Here is a 20,674-nt window from a genome sequence, read left to right as displayed (position 1 = left end):
AATTATCTTCAAATTTTAAATGTTTATTTGTACTTTATCCATTATTAAAAAATAACCCGCATGAAGATACTGCTTATAGAAGATGAAGCATCGCTTAGAGAAAGTATTATTTCATATTTTACCGGGGAAGGGAATATTTGTGAGGCTGCGGTAGATTTTAATTCAGCCTTGGAGAAAATCAGCATCTATAACTACGACTGCATTTTGCTCGACCTGAGTTTGCCTGGGGGGGATGGGATGGAAATTCTGCGCAGTTTAAAAAAAATGAACAAAAAAGAAGGGGTGCTTATTATTTCGGCACGTCAGGCTTTGGATGATAAGATTGATGGGTTAAACCTTGGTGCAGATGATTACCTGATCAAACCCTTTCACCTTTCTGAACTTAAGGCCAGGGTAGCGGCAATTGTAAGGCGTAAAAGTTATAATGGCAGCAATACCATTGTTTTTAACGAGATCAGCATTGACACGCTGGCAATGAGCGTTTCTATAAAACCGGAATTGGCCAGACTACCGGGAATTTTGACCCTTACAAAAAAGGAATACGACCTGCTGGTTTACTTTATTGCCAACCAGGGAAAGGTGATTTCTAAAAATGCACTTGCCGAACATTTATGGGGGGATGAAATTGATCTGGCCGATCATTTTGATTTTATTTATACCCATATCAAAAACCTGAGGAAAAAGCTGGTTGAGGCTGGCTGTCCGGATTACATCAGGTCGATGTACGGTGTCGGATATAAGTTTGAAAACCAATGAAGTTAGCCGTAAAATACAACAGGGTTACTTTAGTGGCGTCTTTCATTGTACTCATTTTTACAGGACTGGTCTATTATACCGTAATCCATTTTATTTTAACAGATCAACTGGATAAAGATTTGACTATTGAAGAAGATGAGATCATTTCCTATGCAAATACTTTTAAAAAGCTGCCTTTGCCAGGAAGTTTTAAAGACCAGAAGGTAGTTTATAAGGTTGTTGATTCTGGTAGTACCGTAGAGCGGGAGTTTTTTAATACCGATTTTTACAATGCTTCGGAGAATCAGTCTGAACCAGGAAGGGGATTAAATACTTTCCATAAGGTAAACGGGAAGCTTTATGAAATCACAATTACCAAATCGAGGGTAGAGGCAGAAGACCTGGTCAGGATAATCTTTATCATTACCCTTGGTGTAACAGCCTTGCTGTTGCTTACCCTGATGCTGATCAACAGGTTTTTGTTGAATAAGCTGTGGAAGCCTTTTTATGGGGTACTGGAGCAAATGAAAGCGTTTAACCTGGCCGATAAGAATGATATTATTGCTGATCAGACCAGGATAGACGAGTTCACTGAACTTAACCAGGCCGTAATTGCCATGGCGATAAGGGTTAAGCGGGATTATAAAGAACTTAAAACTTTTACGGATAATGCATCGCATGAGATGATGACGCCCCTGGCCGTAATCAATTCCAAATTGGATACTTTAATCCAGACCGGTGCTTTTACCGACCGGCAGGGGCAATTAATTGAAGATGTTTATCTTGGTGTAAGCAGGTTGTCGCGGCTCAACCAATCCTTGTTGTTATTGGCAAAGATTGAAAATAACCTGATCGGTGATCAGGAGAACATTGATGTTAAAGAATTACTGGAACAAAAGATCAGGCAGTTTAAAGAACTGATACATTCGCATGAGCTAACCCTGACTACACAATTGGATCATAGAGAGCTGGTAATGAACCGGCACCTTGCAGATATGTTAATTAACAATTTGCTGGGTAATGCCATTCGCCACAATTATCGCGGCGGAGAGATCAATATATCTCTGACAGCACAGGAGCTGTGCATGTCCAATACAGGGTACGGCGAAGGCCTGATTGCCGATAAGGCCTTTGAACGTTTCTATAAAAATACGGCATCAGAAGGGATGGGCCTGGGCCTGGCCATCTCAAAACAAATTTGTGCTTTGTACCATTTTCAGCTCAATTATCAATACAAGGAAGTCCGGCATTCATTTGTAGTTGTATTTTAACATCATTTTTTTAAAAAAATAACTTTATATACTTTATGCTGGTCCAAAGCGGGTTTAACCTGATATTTAAAAGTTTTGCTGTCGGGTTGCAGGTCGGTATATATTATAGCCGTGTTGCCCTTTACCATTGCCAGGGCATAGTTTCTTTTCAATTTAAACCTGATTGTTGTTTTTTGCTGTAATGCCCTGGTCTTGTCGTAAGTCAGCAGGCTTTGAAAAACTAAAAATAACATTAACGAGGTAAACAACCACTTTTTTTTGAAGCCCTGCATCGCCATTGTAAAACATATCAATGTAAGGTAAAGCAACATGAGCTCAGTTTTGCTGATCCATATTGCCGAAATACCTGAAAATGGCAGGCCGGCAATTTTATCCAGACCCCTGTTGGTAAAATTGATGAGCCATTCAAATAAAGCCCCCAGGCCCGTTAGCCTGAACATTAGAATGAGGATACCAAGATACATAATAAGGGCAATAGGGAGCGTAATAAACAGGTTGCTGACTAAAAAATAGAGGGGAAACTGGTGAAAGTAATAGACGCTTAAGGGATAGGTAGCCAGTTGCGCAGCTAAAGACATGGCTGTGGTATGCCAGATCTTGTCCAGTATTGGGTTTTTAACTGAGAGCCAGCCATAAATTTTAGGTTGCAGGTAGATCAATCCGAAAACAGCGAGGAAGGAAAGCTGAAAGCCTATATCCCAGATAAGAAATGGGTTATAAAGCAGTAAACAAAAAGCCGCAAAAGCAATGATGTTATAGCTATTGGTTGTTTTGGCAAATAATTTAGCGATGATGAATACGGAGATCATAATGGCTGAGCGGAGCACGGAAGGAGAGAAGCCGGTAAGCAGGGAATAGCCCCAGATCAGACCAAGGATCAATACAGTCTTGAATACTTTGAAGCTTCGTTTTGTATCGAGAAACGAAAGCATCCAGTTTAATACCAGGTAAATTAGACCAACATGCATACCCGAGACAGAAAGGGCATGGATGGTACCCGTTTTAGCGTATATATCCAGTGTTTCTGTATTTAAATCCGATTTGTAACCAAGTATCAGCGTTGCTGCCACTGCAAAGGCATTGTCATCTTTTATGATTTTCCGGTATAGGGCTACCTGTTTTTCCCTTAATTGTAAAGCATGTGCTATAAATTGATTACCGGTATTGCTGCTTAATTTAACAAGTTCTCTCTGCATTAAGAAAGTCTGGTGATAAATGTTTTTTGCCGCAAGCCAGGATTTAAAGTCGAACGTTGAAGGGTTGCCGGGCGGTTCTATTTCAGCTATCCGGGCAGGTATGATCAGCTCGTCCCCATATTTTAAGATAAGGGTGGCCCTGGGCTGGGGTTTCAGGATTACACGTATTTTTCCGGAAGTGGATTGGGGAAGGCATTTATTTGTCCGCCCGTATAAGCTGTCAAAACCATAGCCTTTTGTCGTTAAAGCAGTAAACAAAATTATATTTGGTTTTATTTCAGGCTCATCGATAATTCTTATTTTTAGGTATTTATGTTTTTTAAATGAATAATAATCAGCATATAATAATTGTTTATATAAAGTAGAATGTAAGCATCCTGAAAGGAAGATCATGCTATAGATCAGAATCCCGATAATTGTCTTCCGATGATAAATGTTCAGTTGCCTGTAGCCTAAATTTAGGATTAAGAGGCAAATGAAGAGCAGGCCAAGCGTCAGCATGAGGCCTTTCAGAAGACCAGGTACGGTTAACTGATAAACAGCGAGGATGCCCATTGAAAACGGGAGCAGTATTCTTACAAAAGCAATTTCAGCTTTATGGATGGGCGTAAATGATGCCATCAGAACTGGTACCTGACCTGAAATTTAACTTCAGTTTTACAGTTACCCTCAATTTCATCCAATCCGGAACCTATAGTGGTTGTTTGCCTGTAAAGGGATAGGGCATATCTGCCCCATATGTCCATTTTTTTCATTAAATGGTATTTTATATTAAGGTAACTGCGAATACCTTTTCCTGAATAGACACCGGAGCCAGCACCATAAAGCACATCATCTTCATAAGCATAGATCCTGCTGTTATAGGATGGGGTGTTGAAATAGGCAAGGCGAAGGTTGGCGCTTATGGGTGAAGACATTGGGGTATAATCTACATCTTTGTAGATGAGATATCCAGTTTCTATTTTGTTTATATCTTTTTGATATTGAGTTATTTCTGTCCTTTGATGAAAGTTTATCTTCTGGTTTATTTTCCAGTTCCATTCCAATCTGTAACTTTGTTTCAATACATTAACCAGCTGCTTATAACTGTTGTCTGCATCTGGGTTTTGCTGCTTTTGTTCCCTTTTAAATCTTAAGGTAGCCTTGAGTATTTTGCCCTTTGTATAAACCAGCTGGGCTAACAATTCATAACCTGATGAAGCAGCATCTACCCTGTATTTTAACCATGGGAATTTAAAATAGTCGCCATATACCGAACAAATTAAATTTTTTACCGGCATATAGTTCAATCCCATATATAAGCCTTGTTCATTATTGGTTTCCGTAGCTTCTCCAACAGCCCTGCTGAAAAAATTGTGGTAATCTTTATCGTAATTGCGGTAAAGCAATACTACTGACGTTTTGGGCGATAAAGTGGCCATTGCAGCATTGAGTATTGCCCAGCCCGATTTAAGGCTCTTGCCGAGTTCGCCGTAAAAATAGATGCTGTTATAGGTATAGTTGTAGTGTAATCCTGCATTGCTTAAAGATTTGCCCGTAAAACTGTATTTATTGTAAAGCTGGCTACCCGTTACAAACAGGTGCTGATAAGCCGATTGATAGCTAACAAGCCCGATGTTCAGGTTATCTGTTATATATTGCAGGGCAGCCCCATAAACCAATTGTGACAGGCGTTTTTGGTTCTTGAGTTCTGTAGCTGTGCGGTGCAGGCCGCTAATACCTATGTTTGAAAGGGTATAACTGCTATCCGGCATGGCTTTTAAGCTGGCATCCAGTTCTCTGTAAGATATAAAAGGACTGAAATTAATGTTTTTCCCCAAATCGATGGTGCTGGCCACTCCACGGAAAAAAGAAGCTTCATTGGAAGAGGTATAGGGTTTCAGACCTGCATCTTTGGTTGCTACACTGGTTATGTCTGGTCCTTTGCCAAACGCAAAGCCCGACCATAAAGTTAATCCCTGTCCGAACTGCAAACTATAATCACCCACAACCAGTTTCCTGATCCTGCCCAGATTATAAAGCGCCAAATGTGCCGAAAGGTGATCCATTCCTGTTTTTTTATTAAAGAAGGGCTCACCCGCATCTTTTTCCATGATCAGTGCTGCCGATGCAAATCCGGGAAAAATGTACCTGTAGCGCAACAGGATCTTTTCAGGTGTACCCAGATAGCGGCTGCCAGGTAAATCCCTAAAGCCCTTTTGCTGTTGCAACAAAGTGCTGTATCTTAAGATAAGGTCATGCTCAGCTGCTGTACGCAGCTGTCTGAGTTTTATATGTTCATAAATTTTCGGTACGCTAATCGTTACAAAGGGGAGCAGTTTACTGATGGTTACCGTATCAAAACCCGGTATGGCCTGCAATTCGAGTACATCCAGCAGCCTGTTGCCATTGGCAAGGTAATTAAAGAAGTTGCCTATCTGGAGCGGAGAAAGAAAGATCAGGCTCTTTAATACTTCAGCAGTAGTCTGGTTAAGGTTAATAGGGTGCTTACGAAAAAAGGCCAGCCGTTCTGTCAATTCAGAAAGGTCATCTTCATCCGTTACATTTTCAGCCTGGTTTTCTATCAGGTCCCTGATCTTTTCTTCTTCCTGTGCCCGGCTAGGATTTAACCGGCACAACAGAAAAAACAGGAGGTATAATATTCTCATTGTGATGGGGGTAAACTGGCCCAATCACCGGATTATAAATTAAATTAAAAAATAATTTAAGAATTAAATTAAATTTCTTCGTTTAGCTTTAATAAGAAGTCCTTTAGCTTTTCAAGAGAGGCAATGATCTTCTGGTTTTCCTTTACTTCCCCTGTATTGTTTTTAAGGTGTTCCTTGGCGCCCTTCAACGTAAAGCCTTTGTCATCTACCAAGTGGAAGATGATCTTCAGGTTTTCAATATCTTCAGGTGTAAATAAACGGTTGCCTTTTTTGTTTTTTTTAGGCTGTAACACGTCAAATTCCTTTTCATAAAAGCGGATCTGAGATGCGTTTACACCAAACATTTCGGTAACTTCCCCCATGGTGTAATACATTTTATTAATTTCCCGTTCTTTGTAAGGCATATTTTAGTGTTGATTATGAATTGATTACAGGTTTTATTTAAAGCATTCAAACTTAGGTAAAGTTAAGCAAGTATCCATGGGCACAAGAAAAAAAAATAATTTTATCTAAGTTTGTTCAAAATAAATCAAGAGAAGGATGACAGCTAAGGAAATCAGACAGGCATACTTAAAATTTTTTGAATCGAAACAGCATCACATTGTGGCATCTGCACCAATTGTAGTTAAAAATGACCCAACCCTCATGTTTACCAATGCAGGGATGAACCAGTTTAAAGATTTATTTTTAGGAGAGGCGCCCATAAAATATCCCAGGGTAACCGATACGCAGCGCTGTCTGCGTGTTTCAGGTAAGCATAACGATTTGGAAGAAGTTGGGATTGATACCTATCATCATACCATGTTCGAGATGCTTGGCAACTGGAGCTTTGGAGATTATTTTAAAAAAGAAGCCATTGCCTGGAGCTGGGAGCTGCTTACTGAAGTTTATAAAATACCAAAGGATAAACTTTACGTTTCTATTTTTGAAGGAGATGAAAAGGAAGGCTTACCAAGAGATACTGAAGCCTACGAACTTTGGAAACAGTATGTGCCCGAAGAACGCATTATTCTTGGCAATAAAAAAGACAATTTCTGGGAGATGGGGGACACAGGACCATGCGGTCCATGCTCTGAGATCCATGTGGATTGTCGCCCTGATGATGAGCGTAAGCTTGTTGAAGGTAAAACTTTGGTAAATGCCGATCATCCGCAGGTAATTGAGATCTGGAATAATGTGTTTATGCAGTTTAACCGCCTTAAAGATGGTTCATTACAGCTTTTACCGGCACAGCACGTAGATACAGGTATGGGTTTTGAACGTCTGGTGAGGGTATTACAAGGCAAGTCTTCTAATTATGATACGGATGTATTTCAGCCACTGATTCAGTTTATTGCTGCAAAAGCAGGAATTCAGTATGGTATGAATGAGCAAACAGACATTGCCATGCGGGTAATGGCCGATCATGTCCGTGCAATAGCTTTTGTTATTGCCGATGGGCAGCTGCCTTCAAACAATAAGGCCGGTTATGTGATCCGGCGTATTTTACGCCGTGCTGTACGTTATGCCTATACATTCCTGAACTTAAAAGATCCTTTCCTAAACGAGCTGGTCCCTGTACTGGCCGAACAGTTTAAGGGCGTTTTTGAGGAGCTGGCCTTACAGCAGGATTTTGTTCAAAAGGTGATCCTGGAAGAAGAAGTTTCCTTTTTAAGAACTTTAGCTACAGGGATCCAACGCTTTGATAGCTACACTAAAAAGCAGGCAGAATTTCTGATGTCAGAAAATGCCATTGACCCCGAAAAATCGTTTGAGGACCAATGGGTACATAGCATTTTGAAAGACCAGATGGTTATATCAGGCGAGTTTGCTTTTGAACTGAACGATACTTATGGTTTTCCGATAGATTTAACGGAGCTGATGGCCCGTGAAAAGCGCTGGTCGGTAGATATGGAGGAATACAATAAAGCCCTGCTTAAACAAAAAGAACGCTCCCGTGCGGCAACTGCTGTAGATACCGGTGACTGGGTACTGGTTAATCCGGACCTGGAAGTGGAGTTTGTAGGCTACGATGATGCGGAAGCAGAAACAGAGATCATCAAGTACCGTAGGGTGAGTGCTAAAGGAAAAGAACAATATCAAATTGTATTGAGCAAAACTCCGTTCTATGCGGAAAGCGGGGGACAGGTTGGTGATACCGGTCGTCTGGAAGATCACAGTCGCCTTTTCTTTGTAGAGATTACAGATACAAAGAAAGAGAACGGGGTAATTGTACATTATGCAGATACGTTGCCTGAAGATATTGAAGGACATTTCTGGGCCGTAATTGACGAAAATAAACGTCTGCTTTCTCAGGACAACCATACAGCTACGCATTTGTTGCATGCCGCTTTGAAAAAGGTATTGGGCAGCCATGTAAATCAGAAAGGTTCATTGGTAAACCCTGATTATCTTCGTTTCGACTTTTCGCATTTTGCCCGGGTAACAGATGAAGAGCTTTCACAGATCGAACACCTTGTGAATCAAAAGATCAGGGAAAATATTCCATTAAAAGAACAGCGGTATGTACCTTATGATCAGGCTATCTCCAGTGGTGTAACAGCGTTGTTTGGTGAAAAATATGGAGATTTGGTAAGGATCATTACTTTTGACGACCATTATTCCAAAGAGCTTTGCGGGGGGACGCATGTACAGGCTACCGGACAGATCGGTTATTTTAAGATTATCGCTGAAAGTGCAGTAGCTGCAGGAGTGAGGCGTATTGAAGCCATCACTGCCGATAAGGCTGAAGCATTTGTATTGGCACAAAACAAGGAACTGAATGAGTTGAGAGAATTGCTGAAAGGCAATAAAGACCTGAAAGCTGCAGTTGCCGGATTGATTGAAGAAAATAACAGGCTGAAAAAAGATGCTGAAAAGGCAGTTCTGGAACAATCTGCAAATCTGAAGCACGAAATTGTGCATCACCTTAAAACCATTAACGGCATTAACCTGATTGCCACACATGTCGACCTGCCAAATGCCGATGCGGTTAAAAATCTGGCTTATGCAGTAAAAGATATGGTGGATGATTTATTTCTGGTATTTACCACTCTTATTGATGATAAACCAGGTATCACCGTCATGTTATCGGAAAACCTGGTAAAAGACAGGGGCTTAAATGCATCCAATATTGTTAGAGAACTGGCAAAAGATATTCAGGGCGGCGGTGGTGGTCAGCCTTTTTATGCTACTGCAGGTGGCAAAAATAAGGAGGGGCTGGCTGGTGTATTGCACAAGGCCCAGGCTATGATGACTCAGTAGGGCAATATTCAGATATACTTAAGGATAAACTGCTTTAAGTAATGATTTTGACTATATTTGTTTAACCTATTGTTGAATATGAACAGATTAGCTCAGGATGATGAACAGAGCGACGAAAAGCTCCATGAGTTAGCAGTACACTTGCAGTCACTCATTACTTCCCTGGAAGACATTGTATTCGAGATCGACGGAAACCATATCTTTAAGAATGTTTGGGTGTCAGATAAAAGTGTGCTTTTTATGCCTAAAGAAGCCTTTCTCGGTAAAACAATTGCCGAAGTGATGGGCCCTCAATCGGCCACTTTTACTGGGCCTGTAAATGAAGCCATTCGTACGGGGCTTGCACAGGAAGTGATCTATCAGCACCTTGATGCCAACATTAATGAATGGTTTAAAGCCAGAATCAAGCCGGTAGTAAAATCGCCTGAACCGGAAAATTACATACTGGTATTGAGTATACAGGACATTACTGCGCAGAAACTGGCCGATTTTGCTTTGAAAGAAGCAAAAGAACAGCTGGAACTAAGTAATGCAGCATTGAAAAAAGCAATCAGTATAGCAGAAAAAGCTTCAAAAACCAAGTCTGACTTTTTATCGGTCATGAGCCATGAGATCCGTACGCCTCTAAACGGCATCATTGGTATTGCCAATCTGTTGAAACTGAACCATACCATGGACCAGAAAGAATATATTGGTAACCTGATCTTTTCTGCAGATCATCTGATGCAGCTGATCAATGATATTCTGGACCTTACCAAAATGGAAAACGAAAAACTGGAACTTATTGTTGCAGAGATCGATTTGTTCAGACTGATAAAAAATATTAAAAACCAGTTCAAATCACTTGCCGAAGCTAAGGGTATAAAATTGAAAAGTTTTATAGATGATGACATTCCGCAAAGGCTGATAGCAGACCCCGTACGTTTAAGCCAGATGCTAAATAATCTCATCAGCAATGCCATAAAGTTCACAGATCGTGGCGAAGTCACACTTTTGATCAAGCTGTTAACTGTTGAATCCAATCGCGCATTTCTTCATTTTGCGGTGAAGGACACCGGTATGGGCATTCCGCCCGAATTGCAGGAAAGTGTATTTGAAAGCTTTAAACAGATCCAGCAATCGGCACACCGCGAGCATTCTGGCACAGGATTAGGTTTAACCATTACTCAAAAGCTGGCAGAATTGCACAACAGCAGGGTAATACTAAAGAGTGAGGCAGGTAAGGGGGCCGAGTTTAACTTTGACCTGAGCTTTGAAATTGCCGCCAATCAGAATGCCGATGAGGCCCTGCCTTCGTCACCCGTATTTTCTGTCTATAAAGACCAGCTTAAAGGTTTACAGGTGCTTCTGGTAGAAGATAACCTGATCAATCTGATGGTTGCACAAAAGCAGCTCGAATTTTTTGGCATATTGGCAGATTGCGCACAGGATGGGCAGGAAGCTCTCCGGCTGATAAATATGAAGAATTATCATGTGGCGATGCTTGACCTGCACATGCCTGGTGTGGATGGTTATGCCCTTGCAGAGATCATCAGGAGTAAGCATCCCGATATTCATCCTGTGATTTTTACCGCAGATATCATGATAGAAGTGAAGCAAAAATTTTCAAAGATCCATGTATATGATATTCTGAATAAACCTTTTGCACCCGAGAAAATGTTCGACATCTTACTAAAGGTTGCCAGGGCAAGGGGGGTAGTTACCACATAAAACTAATTTAAAATTCTATTCTGTAGTTGAGGGTTGGGATGATACCACTCCATTTTGCGGCCTCTATAATGCGCTTGCTTGGATTGTAATGCATACCTACAGTGTTTTCCTTGTTGAGCAGGTTCTGTATATCCATAAGGATCAGGTGGCTTACCTTTTTACCGTTGATGCGGTAACTGGCAGAGAAATCAACACGCATATAGGGGTCGGCAGTTAAGGTGTTGATTTTATTTTGATCGATCACTTCTTCATCAAGCCTCATAGATTCTTCAACCAATACAGGTGTATAGCGTCTGCCGCCTGCATAAATGAGCTTGCCATTTAGCCCGAACAGATTATTTCTTCCCACTTTCCATTCTTTACCCAGTAATAAGTTGCCCACATAACGGGTATTGAAAGCAGTGTTGAATTCCTGTTTACTTAGAGCTTTGAATTTGGAGTCAAAAAATGAGGAGGTAACTATAAAATAATACCCCTTGCTCAATGACTTTTCCAGTGAAAGTTCAATGCCATAGTTTTTACCTGTTCCTTTATTGATCAGCGAACGGTAAGCGGAAGAAGATATGGCCGAATTATCCGATACATTAAGCAGCGAAAAGTTCACGGAAGGGTCTGAAGATACAGGTACATCATATAAATGCTGATAGTAAACCTCTGTTTTAAATTTGAGGCTTCCACCAAATAATTTTTCATACCCCAGTACCGCCTGGGCAGATTTTGTAGGTTCCAGTTTATTGCTTTGTGCTGTAGCTGGCTGACCAACTGCGGGTTCGTTGCCTTTGGCAAAATAATAGGAAAGTGGTTCAAGGCGACTATACAAGCCGGCTCCGAACGACAATTGCTGATCGGCAGGCAGTTCCAGGTTTAAGCCCAAACGCGGCTCTGCTGTCCAGCTCCGGCTTAAATTAAAGTAGTTGACATGCATACCTGTATTTAGGGTTAGCCTGCTGCTAAGTTCAGCTTTATACTGCACAAAAGCATCGTAACTGCTGGTACTCCCTTTTTGGTTAATTAATTCCTTTAATGCTTTTATTTCTGTATTGTATTCCAGTCCGTACAGGTTATAACTTAAAAAACTGGCATTTACACCTGCACGGATCACATTTGAGGTATTGATGCTATAGTTCAGCATTCCCGCATAACGTAATGCAGTGTTTGTATATTGGTTTTTATCCGTAAGGCTGGGCTGATAATCGTTGTTCAGGGTATCAATATGGTTGGTACTTCGGTTGCCGGAAACAGAAATGATATTGTTAAAATACAGCTTACTGCTGGCAATATAGGTATGTTTTAAGCCAGCACTCCCGGCATTGTAACCGAATCTCATATCCTGGCCGTCCATTCTTTCTTCCCATTTGGTATACTCCCTTTCTGCATCTTTGTGGAGCTTACTGAGGCCGCCGATTCCGAAAAGAGAGAAAGTGCCGGCTGCTTTTGTAGGAAACACGAGATTAAAAGACAGATCCTGATATTTGGGCACGCCCTCATCGGATACTTTAACGCCTACCTTTTCCAGTAAGCTCAATGAAGAATAACGGTAACTGATCAGATAAGAAGAATTCCCTCCTTTTTTAAATGGTCCCTCAAAGGTAGCCCCGGCACCCAGCACTCCAATATTAAGCGCATATTCACGTTTGTCGGTATTTCCTTTTCTGAATTTTAAATCGAATACACCTGATAAAGCATTACTGTATTCAGCTGCTAAGCCTCCGGTATAAAAATCTGAAGTACTCAAAACAGTGGTATTGATCATACTAACGGCTCCTCCTGAAGCACCTTCGCTGCCAAAATGGTTGGGGTTTATAATTTCTATACCTTCCAGCCGCCATTGCAGACTTTTAGGAGAATTTCCTCTTACAATGATCTCGTTGTCATCGCCACCGGCAACTACACCTGCAAAACTTTGGGCCATTCTCGCAGGGTCAAAAAAAGCACCGGCATAACGATTGGTTTCTTCAGGTGAAAAGGAACGTCCGCTGGTTAAAGCCATTTGGTTCAATGGTTTTTTACCCGAATTTGCATTTACCACAACTTCGTTCAGGTTATTGGCCTGTGCTTCCATTTCCAGGTTAAATACGGGTTCCTTGCCACTGGTTACCAGTATTTCAGAGAGCGTAAGTTGTCCGTAACCTGTTAAGCTGATCTGTAATATCTGACGTCCCAATGGAACATCGCTTAACCTGAAAATACCTTGTACATCCGTACTTACCGGTTTAACACTGGTGTTGGTCAACAACCTGACCGTTGCGCCCTGTAAGGGCAGTTTAGTGCCTTTATCAATCAGCGTTCCCTTGAGTGTCTGTCTGAGCTGTGTTTTGCTCCGGTTTAGGGAATCTTTGTTTTGTGCCTGGAGCCTAAGGTGTTGCAGACTGAAAACTGCAATAAGAATGAAGAGATATTTTATATTCATTGTGATGGGTTTGTTTCTGATGAGACACCCAGTTTTGAGTTTACCCCTATGGCGGCTTGTTTTTTATATCAATTTTTAACGCAGCTTATAAAAATTCAGGATTGAGCACTGCATCATTACAATAAAACAAAAATATTTAATTAACATTGAGACAGATATGATTAGCTTTAAATAAGGATTACAAACGCAATGGTTTCTTATGGTACGCATAGCGATAATGAACTGGCTGTTCTGCTAAAAGAAGCAGACAAAGATGCCTATACGGAGATTTATAACCGGTACTGGAAGAAAATGTTACTGCTGGCCTGGAACCATTGTAAGGATAAATCACATGCTGAAGATATTGTACATGAGGTTTTTATCGCCTTGTGGAACAGGAGGGACGGGGACTTGATAATGAATGTTCCTGGATTTTTAACAACAGCCATAAAATTTAATATTTTTAAACATTACCAGAAAGTGCAGCAGCGTAAACAACTGGCCCTTAAAAATTATGAATTTAAAGAAAGTAGCTATGATGAGGATAAACTCGATGCCCTGTTTCTTAAAGAATACATCAACGGCATTGTAGAGCAGCTTCCTGAAAAATGTCGTCTTACCTTTAAATACAGCCGGGAAGAGGGGCTGAATAATGCTGAAATTGCTGATAGGATGAATATTTCGGAAAAAGGAGTAGAGGCCAATTTAACACGTGCCCTGAAAATAATTAGGGGAAACCTCAAAGATTCCGGTCTGCTCTTGCTGTTGTCGTCCGTACTCTGGAAAAATTTATTTTAATTTCTATATAGGGTCAGCCCCCTTTCACCGTACACCTGTATATTAACATAAGAATGAAATATGCGGATGAAGCAGGAACAGATCAATGACCTGATTAAAAAATATACTGCAGGTACAGCAACTAATGAAGAGCGTGAACAACTGCATCAATGGTACCGGGATGTCGCTTATGCGGATGCTGAATATCCTGATGACGAACATCTTGTACACAAAAGAATGCTGGAACGCCTGCAACGTGAAATTATACCGTTAAGAAAATCAAAGGTGCTGATCCGGAGGATAGCGGCAGCTGCTACTGTTTTCTTATGTCTGACAGCAGGCTTTTATTTTTATAGGGTCAGATATAAGACTGCAGAAACAACAGCGCTTTCTTATGACGTTGAACCGGGTGGCAATAAAGCTGTACTTACCCTGGTAAATGGCAGTAAGGTAAACTTAAGTGGAGTTAAAAGTGGCATAGTGATCAACACCACAACATTAACTTATAATGATGGAAGTAAAGTTCAGGTTTCCCCCCGGACTGAGGACTTATATCCTGGTGCTATGCCGGGATCAGGTCCTTCATCACAACAGGAAATGATGGTCAGCACCCCAGATGGTGGTACTTACCAGGTTGTTTTACCGGATAGTACCAGGGTATGGCTGAATGCCGCTTCCAGTTTGAAATTCCCGGCCACATTTTCGGGTTTGGATAGCAGGAAAGTTGAGCTTAACGGCGAAGCTTATTTTGAAGTGGCAAAGATCAGGACCAAGTCTAAAACATCTGCCGCAGGTGCCAGAGTACCATTTATCGTAGTCAGCAAAGGTCAGGAAGTAGAAGTACTGGGAACCCATTTTAACATCAGTGCCTATACCAATCAGGCCGCTACAAAAACAAGCTTACTGGAGGGACTCGTCCGCATTAAAAATGATAAAGGAAATGCCCTGCTTAAACCTGGTCAGCAGGCCATTAACGGTGCAAAAGGAATAGAACTGGTAAGTGGTGATGCAGAAGATGCAATAGCCTGGAAAAATGGCTATTTCATGTTTGATAATGAAGATCTGGCCAGTGTAATGGCAAAGCTTTGCCGTTGGTACAATGTAAGTGTGAACTATGAAGATGAAGCGGTTAAAAGTGTAAAGTACTATGGCACCATAAGCCGTTTTGAAAAAATATCAAAGGTGCTGACCAAGCTCGAAACTACTGGTAACCTGAAATTTGAAGTGAAAGGGAAAACAGTTCATGTGTCCGAGAAATAACAGTCAGCCTTTAATGATAAAACAACCAATTAAATAACCAGCTAAACATCAAATGAAAAATCCAGAAAAGAAAACTTAACCGCTTATATGGATAGCCATAAGAAAGGAGTGCAGCGAACACCCCTTTCTAAATCTGCTACCATTCCGGTAAAACCGGCCGAACAATTAATTATTCATGATTCATTGCGCTTGCCCTGAGGTCTTAAATCAACAGCAATCGCATAAACACAGACAATCAAATGTATAAAAATTATACTAAAATTTTATGTATGCCATCTGGCAGCATAGCTAAACTGCTATTAATTATGAGGTTAACCACTGTCATATTAATTACCACCCTGCTGCAGGTTAGTGCTTCCTCTTTTGGGCAAAGAATGACCTTAGAGCGGAAAAGCATTACCCTGCAGCGCATTTTTAAGGAGATCAGGAAACAGACGGGGTATGATGTCCTGCTGTCTACCAACAGAATCGGGATCAATTCCACCATTGACGTCAGTTTCAGCAATGCCGCGTTGGATGAAGTTATGGAAAAGGTAATCCAGGGCAGAGGATTAACCTATACCATAGAGGATAAAACCATTCTGATCAAACAGAATGCTTCGTTAATGGACAAATTAATGTTTGTATTCAATGCCATAGATGTCCGTGGCAGAATAACAGATGATAATGGAAAAGCGCTGCCCGGTGCTTCTGTACATGTAAAAGGAACTAAAACAACAGCGGTTGCCAATAATAACGGAGAGTTCTTTTTAAAAGGCATTGAAGACAATGCTGTTTTGAGTGTGTCTTATCTCGGCTTTATCACCAACGAGATCAGGGTAGATCGCCAGACAGTAATCAATATAGTTTTAAAGGAAGACCAGACCGGCTTGAATGAAGTTGTTGTTGTGGGTTTCGGAACCCAGAAAAAAAGCAATCTCACGGGTTCAGTAAGTACCATTTCTGCCAGAGATCTGGTAGGAAGGCCAATCACTTCCGTATCGAGTGGACTTCAGGGCTTGCTCCCCGGTTTAACGGCTGTAGGGCAAAGTGGAATGCCCGGAGCATCCGGGGCCATGCTGCGCATAAGGGGATTAACTTCTTTAAACAATTCTGAGCCTTTTATACTTGTAGATGGTATTCCTCAGGACCTGAACAGTATCAACCCGGAAGATATTGAGTCTGTTTCCCTGTTAAAAGATGCAGCTTCCACATCTATATACGGAACTAGGGCGGCTAACGGGGTCATTCTGATTACCACCAAGTCGGGCAGCTTAAATCAAAAGATCAGCATCAGTTACAACGGCTACTATGGGATTCAAAAACCCACTGCATTGCCAAAAATGCTGGGTTCGGCTGCTTATATGGAACTGCTGAACGAAGCACAGTCCAATTCAGGTATCCCCCCATCATTTACCCAGTCCCAGATAGAAACTGCACGTAACGGATCTGATCCGAATTATTTTGCCAATACCAACTGGTTCAATGAAATCTATAAAAATAATGCGCCCCAGCAAAATCATGCTGTTAGTTTTACAGGTGGTTCTTCAGACCTGAAGTATTATATGTCCTATGGTCGGCAGGACCAGCAGGGACTGGCTGTTGGAGACCAGTTTGGTACGGTACGCAACAATGCAAGGATCAGGCTCAACGCTGCAAAAATATTGGATATACTGGATATAGATGCTAATCTGGGCTATATAGACCGTGATGTAAACCAATCTTCTGCTGCTACCAGTCAGAATGGAGGTGTTTTTTATACAGGCCTTACCATCTCACCTTTAAGTCCGGTTAAATTTACAAATGGTTTATGGGGCTATGGTGGTGGTTCAAGTAATCCGGTAGCAATTGCAACAGATGGAGGATTTGACCTGGCCAAAACACAGCAGTTCACCGGAAGTATAGCAGCCACACTTCATCTGATGAAAGATCTGGAACTTCAGGCGCAATATGGTCTGGACATGCACAACCAGAACAGAAATATCTTCTCCCGCAGGATAGATTATCTTTATCCCGAAACAGGGGCCATCTGGTATACCTCAAACCCAAACAATACCCTTGATGAACGTCAGTACATCAATAAGATCCAGACTTTCGCTGCACAGGTAAATTACCGGTTAAATTTAAATGCACACCATTTAAAGGCCCTGGCAGGTACCCAACTGGAATGGCGCAGAAATGATTACTGGCGTGCCGTCAAAACTAATTTTCTGAGCGACAATGTTCCCGTGTTAAATCTTGGGACTGCAAATCCTACCAATTATGGTGATGCCTTTCAATATGCATTGAGGGGGTATTTTGGCCGTATAAACTATGATTTTGCAGATAAATACCTTTTTGAAGCCAATTTAAGGTACGATGGGACTTCAACTTATGCTCCGGAGTCGCGTTATGGCTTATTCCCTTCTGCATCTGCAGGTTGGCGCTTTACACAGGAGAATTTTATAAAGAACAGTATCGCCTTAGCCTGGTTAAGTGAAGGAAAGATCCGGATGTCCTACGGTTTATTGGGCAATCAGTATAATGCAGATGCTTCAGGTTATGGCGAATATTATCCTTATATACCTTCTATCATTTCAGTATCTACCATGCCGATAGGCAATGTCCTTACACAGGGATTTGCCCAAACTGTTCTCGCCAATACGGCATTGGAATGGGAAAAGGTAAGGATGTTTAACATAGCAGTAGACCTGGCCCTTTTCAAAAACCGCCTCACGTTTACAGCTGAATGGTATAACCGTGAAACAAGGGATATACAGCTTAAAGTTGCCCAGCCGGCAGTAATTGGCGTTTCAGTTTCTGATCAGAACGCCGGTTCTGTATCCAATAAAGGTTGGGAATTGAATCTGGGATGGAACGACCAGATCAAGGAATTCAGGTACGGTTTCAGCGCCCAGCTTTCAGATGTAAAGAACAAAGTAATCAGTTTGGGGGGCGTAGCACCAACTATTGCCAATAACATTCGCTTGGTAGGTTATCCGATCAATGCTTATTATGGATACAAAACAGCGGGGCTGGCTCAGGCAGCCGATTTTACAAAGGATGAGGTAACCGGAAAACTCAGTCCTAACTTTCCGATATTTCCTGTAGATGCAGGAAAAGTGGCTCCGGGCGACTTGAAGTTTGTTGATCTGGATGGGGATGGGATCATATCGGCAGATAAGGACCGTACCGTAATTGGCGATCCTTTTCCGCATTACACTTATTCTTTCAGGGGTAACCTTGGTTTTAAACAGTTCGATTTTTCATTCTTCCTTCAGGGCGTAGGCAAGGCAAACGGATACATTTCCGGTCCTGCCATACATCCTTTTTATGCTGATGCAGCTTTTCCACAGGAAATGCACCTGGATCACTGGACGCCTGACAATACCACTGCCTGGTATCCGCGCCTGTTATTTAAGGATACCCGGAATACGACCAGGCAGCTGGCCGAATATTGGTTGCAGGATGCTTCCTATCTGCGGTTAAAGAATATCCAGCTGGGCTACACCATTCCAAACAAATGGATCAGTAAATGGAGGGTCGATCAGTTCAGGATCTTCTTTTCGGCCGATAACCTCTTTACAAGCACCAATTTTTTTAGTGCATACGATCCGGAAACCATTGTACCGGGCGAGGCCAGTGGCGATAAGATCAGCAATGGCGGATTTTATCCCCAGGTTAAAACAATCATTTTTGGTATCAATCTAAGATTAAAATAATTGTCATGAACAACGAAAATACATCATATAAAAACCGCAGGTCATTTTTACGTGAAGCCACATTCTATGGCCTGTCCTCCTTCATCGCCATGCCTGCCCTGGCTTCCCTGTTAAGCGGATGCTCCAAGGATTTTTTAGATCGTCAGCCGCTGGATGCCATTACCGATGTTAGTTTCTGGGAAACTGAAGAACAACTTAAGCTGGCCGTAAATGGCTGCTATGCTTATCTGAAAGGAAAAAGTGAAACCTTGCAGGATAGCTATGTTGATCTGGAACGCTGTGGCGATAACATCATCTATCCGCCACTTTCCGACTACCTGTCTATCTCTACCGGTGTTTTTGATTATAACCTTCCCTCGATCAATAATGAGTGGGTAAAACAATATGCTGCGATCCGCAGGTGCAACCATTTTCTCCAGAATTATGAAAAAGCAAAGGGTGTAAAGCCAGATCTGCTCAGCAGGTATGCCGCAGAAGTAAGGTTTTTACGCGCCCATTATTATAGCTTTCTGATCATGTTGTTCGGCGATGTGCCTCTGATCACCAAAACCTTAAATATAGGTGATCCGGAGATAATGGCCACTCAGACGCCAAAGGCTGAAGTACTGAACTTTGTTTTGCAGGAACTGGAAGCTGCAGCGCCTTCGCTTCCTCCAACTTATACAGCCGTTGATTCGGGTAGGATTACCAGGGGCGCAGCCCTGGGATGGAAAGCAAAAGTTGCCTTGTTCTTTCAGAAATGGGATGTGGCTGAAGCAGCCGCTAAAGCCGTTATGAATTTAGGGATATACAGCTTGTACTCAAATGGAAATACCAGCACAAGCTACAAGGAACTGTTTACTTACAAAGGTAAAATAACCAATGCTGCCAATAAAGAAACTATCCTGGCCAGGCCATATCTTGCCAATGTATCGGAGCATAACCTCAGCAGAGAAAGCTGGGTGCCCGATCAGGTTTCGCGTTTTAGCATTACCAAATCCCTTGTAGATGCTTATTTATGCAGCGATGGAAAACCGATTGACAAATCTGCCTTATATAGCGAAAGCACTTATGCTGCTATTTTCCAGAACAGGGATCCCCGGATGATACAAACTGTGCTAAGTCCAGGTACGGCTTGGGAAGGTAAAGATGACGGTGATCAGGATTCAAACCCAAATGCCATTTTCAATTTGCCAAAATGGGATGCCGATAAAAAAGGAACGGTAACCGGTACAGGTTATTACAACCTTAAATATGTAGAGCCAACTGCAGTGGGTGTTTATAATAAAGATGCCAACGACATCCATTTGCTGAGGTATGCGGAGGTCTTGCTGACCTACGCAGAAGCCAGGATGGAGCAGGGTACTTTAACCCAGACCGATCTGGACGATACCATTAATAAATTAAGAACCAGGGTTGGTATGGTCCAGATGAAGATCACTGAGCTGAATGCCTGGGGTATGGACCTTCGTACCGAGATCAGAAGGGAACGCAGGATTGAGCTGGCACTGGAAGGACACCGTTATTTTGATATCCTGCGCTGGAAGCAAGGCAGCTTACTGGCAGAAGATGTGAAAGGGATAAAGAAAAGTCTTGTGCCGGCTTACAATCAGGTCTACATTGCTACTATCCCCACAGATGCACAGGGTTACCTTATTATCAATTCAGGACGGAAATTCGTAGAACCTAAAAACTACCTGTGGCCGGTACCATTGCCACAAAAGGATCTGAACCCTAATCTCATTCAGCCAGATGGCTGGAAATAACCAATTCTTTTTAAGAACAG

At 41.9% G+C, this 20,674-nt stretch carries 12 protein-coding genes; 8 read left to right on the top strand and 4 right to left on the bottom strand.

Features of this window, described 5'->3' with window-relative positions:
• The first annotated feature begins 60 nt into the window (after nucleotides 1–60).
• Together PHEP_RS12590 and PHEP_RS12585 are read left to right on the top strand one after the other, a co-directional pair.
• On the top strand, nucleotides 61–756 hold the full coding sequence (locus PHEP_RS12590; protein ID WP_015808356.1) for a response regulator transcription factor: 696 nt from the start codon (nucleotides 61–63) through the stop codon (nucleotides 754–756).
• Nucleotides 753–2,006, top strand: coding sequence for a sensor histidine kinase (locus PHEP_RS12585; protein ID WP_015808355.1), 1,254 nt, complete (start codon nucleotides 753–755; stop codon nucleotides 2,004–2,006). Before PHEP_RS12590 ends, PHEP_RS12585 begins: the two co-directional genes overlap by 4 nt.
• Nucleotides 2,007–2,008: 2 nt before the next feature.
• Here the strand turns inward: PHEP_RS12585 and PHEP_RS12580 are convergent, their stop codons facing one another.
• The 3 genes from PHEP_RS12580 to PHEP_RS12570 all read right to left on the bottom strand — a co-directional run bounded on the left by PHEP_RS12580 (nucleotide 2,009) and on the right by PHEP_RS12570 (nucleotide 6,254).
• Nucleotides 2,009–3,703: a ComEC/Rec2 family competence protein gene (locus tag PHEP_RS12580; RefSeq protein WP_238326507.1), complete on the bottom strand. Its 1,695-nt coding sequence runs from the start codon at nucleotides 3,701–3,703 to the stop codon at nucleotides 2,009–2,011.
• Nucleotides 3,704–3,822: 119 nt separating this feature from the next.
• Complete coding sequence (locus PHEP_RS12575; protein ID WP_015808353.1) at nucleotides 3,823–5,850, bottom strand: helix-hairpin-helix domain-containing protein; 2,028 nt, start codon at nucleotides 5,848–5,850, stop codon at nucleotides 3,823–3,825.
• A 68-nt stretch (nucleotides 5,851–5,918) separates the two neighbouring features.
• Complete coding sequence (locus tag PHEP_RS12570) at nucleotides 5,919–6,254, bottom strand: MerR family transcriptional regulator (RefSeq protein ID WP_015808352.1); 336 nt, start codon at nucleotides 6,252–6,254, stop codon at nucleotides 5,919–5,921.
• 136 nt (nucleotides 6,255–6,390) lie between these two features.
• On the opposite strand from PHEP_RS12570, the gene alaS reads away from it, so the two are divergent.
• Together alaS and PHEP_RS12560 are read left to right on the top strand one after the other, a co-directional pair.
• Nucleotides 6,391–9,093, top strand: coding sequence for an alanine--tRNA ligase (gene alaS, locus PHEP_RS12565; RefSeq protein WP_015808351.1), 2,703 nt, complete (start codon nucleotides 6,391–6,393; stop codon nucleotides 9,091–9,093).
• A gap of 78 nt (nucleotides 9,094–9,171) precedes the next feature.
• The gene (locus tag PHEP_RS12560; protein WP_015808350.1) at nucleotides 9,172–10,803 is read left to right on the top strand and encodes an ATP-binding protein; all 1,632 of its coding nucleotides are present in this window, start codon (nucleotides 9,172–9,174) and stop codon (nucleotides 10,801–10,803) included.
• A 7-nt stretch (nucleotides 10,804–10,810) separates the two neighbouring features.
• On the opposite strand, the gene PHEP_RS12555 is transcribed toward PHEP_RS12560, so the two are convergent.
• Nucleotides 10,811–13,213 carry a TonB-dependent receptor gene (locus tag PHEP_RS12555; protein ID WP_015808349.1) on the bottom strand — a complete coding sequence of 801 codons (2,403 nt, stop codon included), beginning with the start codon at nucleotides 13,211–13,213 and terminating at the stop codon, nucleotides 10,811–10,813.
• Between the two features lie 189 nt (nucleotides 13,214–13,402).
• Between PHEP_RS12555 and PHEP_RS12550 the strand changes: the two genes are divergently transcribed.
• From PHEP_RS12550 to PHEP_RS12535, 4 genes are all read left to right on the top strand, one after another.
• Complete coding sequence (locus PHEP_RS12550; protein WP_015808348.1) at nucleotides 13,403–13,990, top strand: sigma-70 family RNA polymerase sigma factor; 588 nt, start codon at nucleotides 13,403–13,405, stop codon at nucleotides 13,988–13,990.
• A 66-nt stretch (nucleotides 13,991–14,056) separates the two neighbouring features.
• Nucleotides 14,057–15,229, top strand: a complete 1,173-nt coding sequence (locus PHEP_RS12545; protein WP_015808347.1) for a FecR family protein — start codon at nucleotides 14,057–14,059, stop codon at nucleotides 15,227–15,229.
• A gap of 305 nt (nucleotides 15,230–15,534) precedes the next feature.
• Complete coding sequence (locus PHEP_RS12540; RefSeq protein ID WP_162141655.1) at nucleotides 15,535–18,909, top strand: TonB-dependent receptor; 3,375 nt, start codon at nucleotides 15,535–15,537, stop codon at nucleotides 18,907–18,909.
• Nucleotides 18,910–18,914: 5 nt separating this feature from the next.
• Nucleotides 18,915–20,654: a RagB/SusD family nutrient uptake outer membrane protein gene (locus PHEP_RS12535; protein WP_015808345.1), complete on the top strand. Its 1,740-nt coding sequence runs from the start codon at nucleotides 18,915–18,917 to the stop codon at nucleotides 20,652–20,654.
• The last annotated feature ends 20 nt before the right edge of the window (nucleotides 20,655–20,674 follow it).

The organism is Pedobacter heparinus DSM 2366 (assembly GCF_000023825.1).
Taxonomy (GTDB): Bacteria; Bacteroidota; Bacteroidia; order Sphingobacteriales; family Sphingobacteriaceae; genus Pedobacter; species Pedobacter heparinus.
The sequence above is the reverse complement of the archived record's forward strand: the minus strand, read 5'-3'. Positions and strand labels throughout refer to the sequence as shown.

Bases quoted from the DNA above. Each gene is read 5' to 3' on its own strand.
- PHEP_RS12560 (WP_015808350.1), top strand. From the start codon at position 9,172: ATGAACAGATTAGCTCAGGATGATGAACAGAGCGACGAAAAGCTCCAT.
- PHEP_RS12535 (WP_015808345.1), top strand. From the start codon at position 18,915: ATGAACAACGAAAATACATCATATAAAAACCGCAGGTCATTTTTACGT.
- PHEP_RS12585 (WP_015808355.1), top strand. From the start codon at position 753: ATGAAGTTAGCCGTAAAATACAACAGGGTTACTTTAGTGGCGTCTTTC.
- PHEP_RS12550 (WP_015808348.1), top strand. From the start codon at position 13,403: ATGGTTTCTTATGGTACGCATAGCGATAATGAACTGGCTGTTCTGCTA.
- PHEP_RS12580 (WP_238326507.1), bottom strand. From the start codon at position 3,703: ATGCTGACGCTTGGCCTGCTCTTCATTTGCCTCTTAATCCTAAATTTA.
- PHEP_RS12575 (WP_015808353.1), bottom strand. From the start codon at position 5,850: ATGAGAATATTATACCTCCTGTTTTTTCTGTTGTGCCGGTTAAATCCT.
- PHEP_RS12540 (WP_162141655.1), top strand. From the start codon at position 15,535: ATGAGGTTAACCACTGTCATATTAATTACCACCCTGCTGCAGGTTAGT.
- PHEP_RS12545 (WP_015808347.1), top strand. From the start codon at position 14,057: ATGAAGCAGGAACAGATCAATGACCTGATTAAAAAATATACTGCAGGT.
- PHEP_RS12570 (WP_015808352.1), bottom strand. From the start codon at position 6,254: ATGCCTTACAAAGAACGGGAAATTAATAAAATGTATTACACCATGGGG.
- alaS (WP_015808351.1), top strand. From the start codon at position 6,391: ATGACAGCTAAGGAAATCAGACAGGCATACTTAAAATTTTTTGAATCG.
- PHEP_RS12555 (WP_015808349.1), bottom strand. From the start codon at position 13,213: ATGAATATAAAATATCTCTTCATTCTTATTGCAGTTTTCAGTCTGCAA.
- PHEP_RS12590 (WP_015808356.1), top strand. From the start codon at position 61: ATGAAGATACTGCTTATAGAAGATGAAGCATCGCTTAGAGAAAGTATT.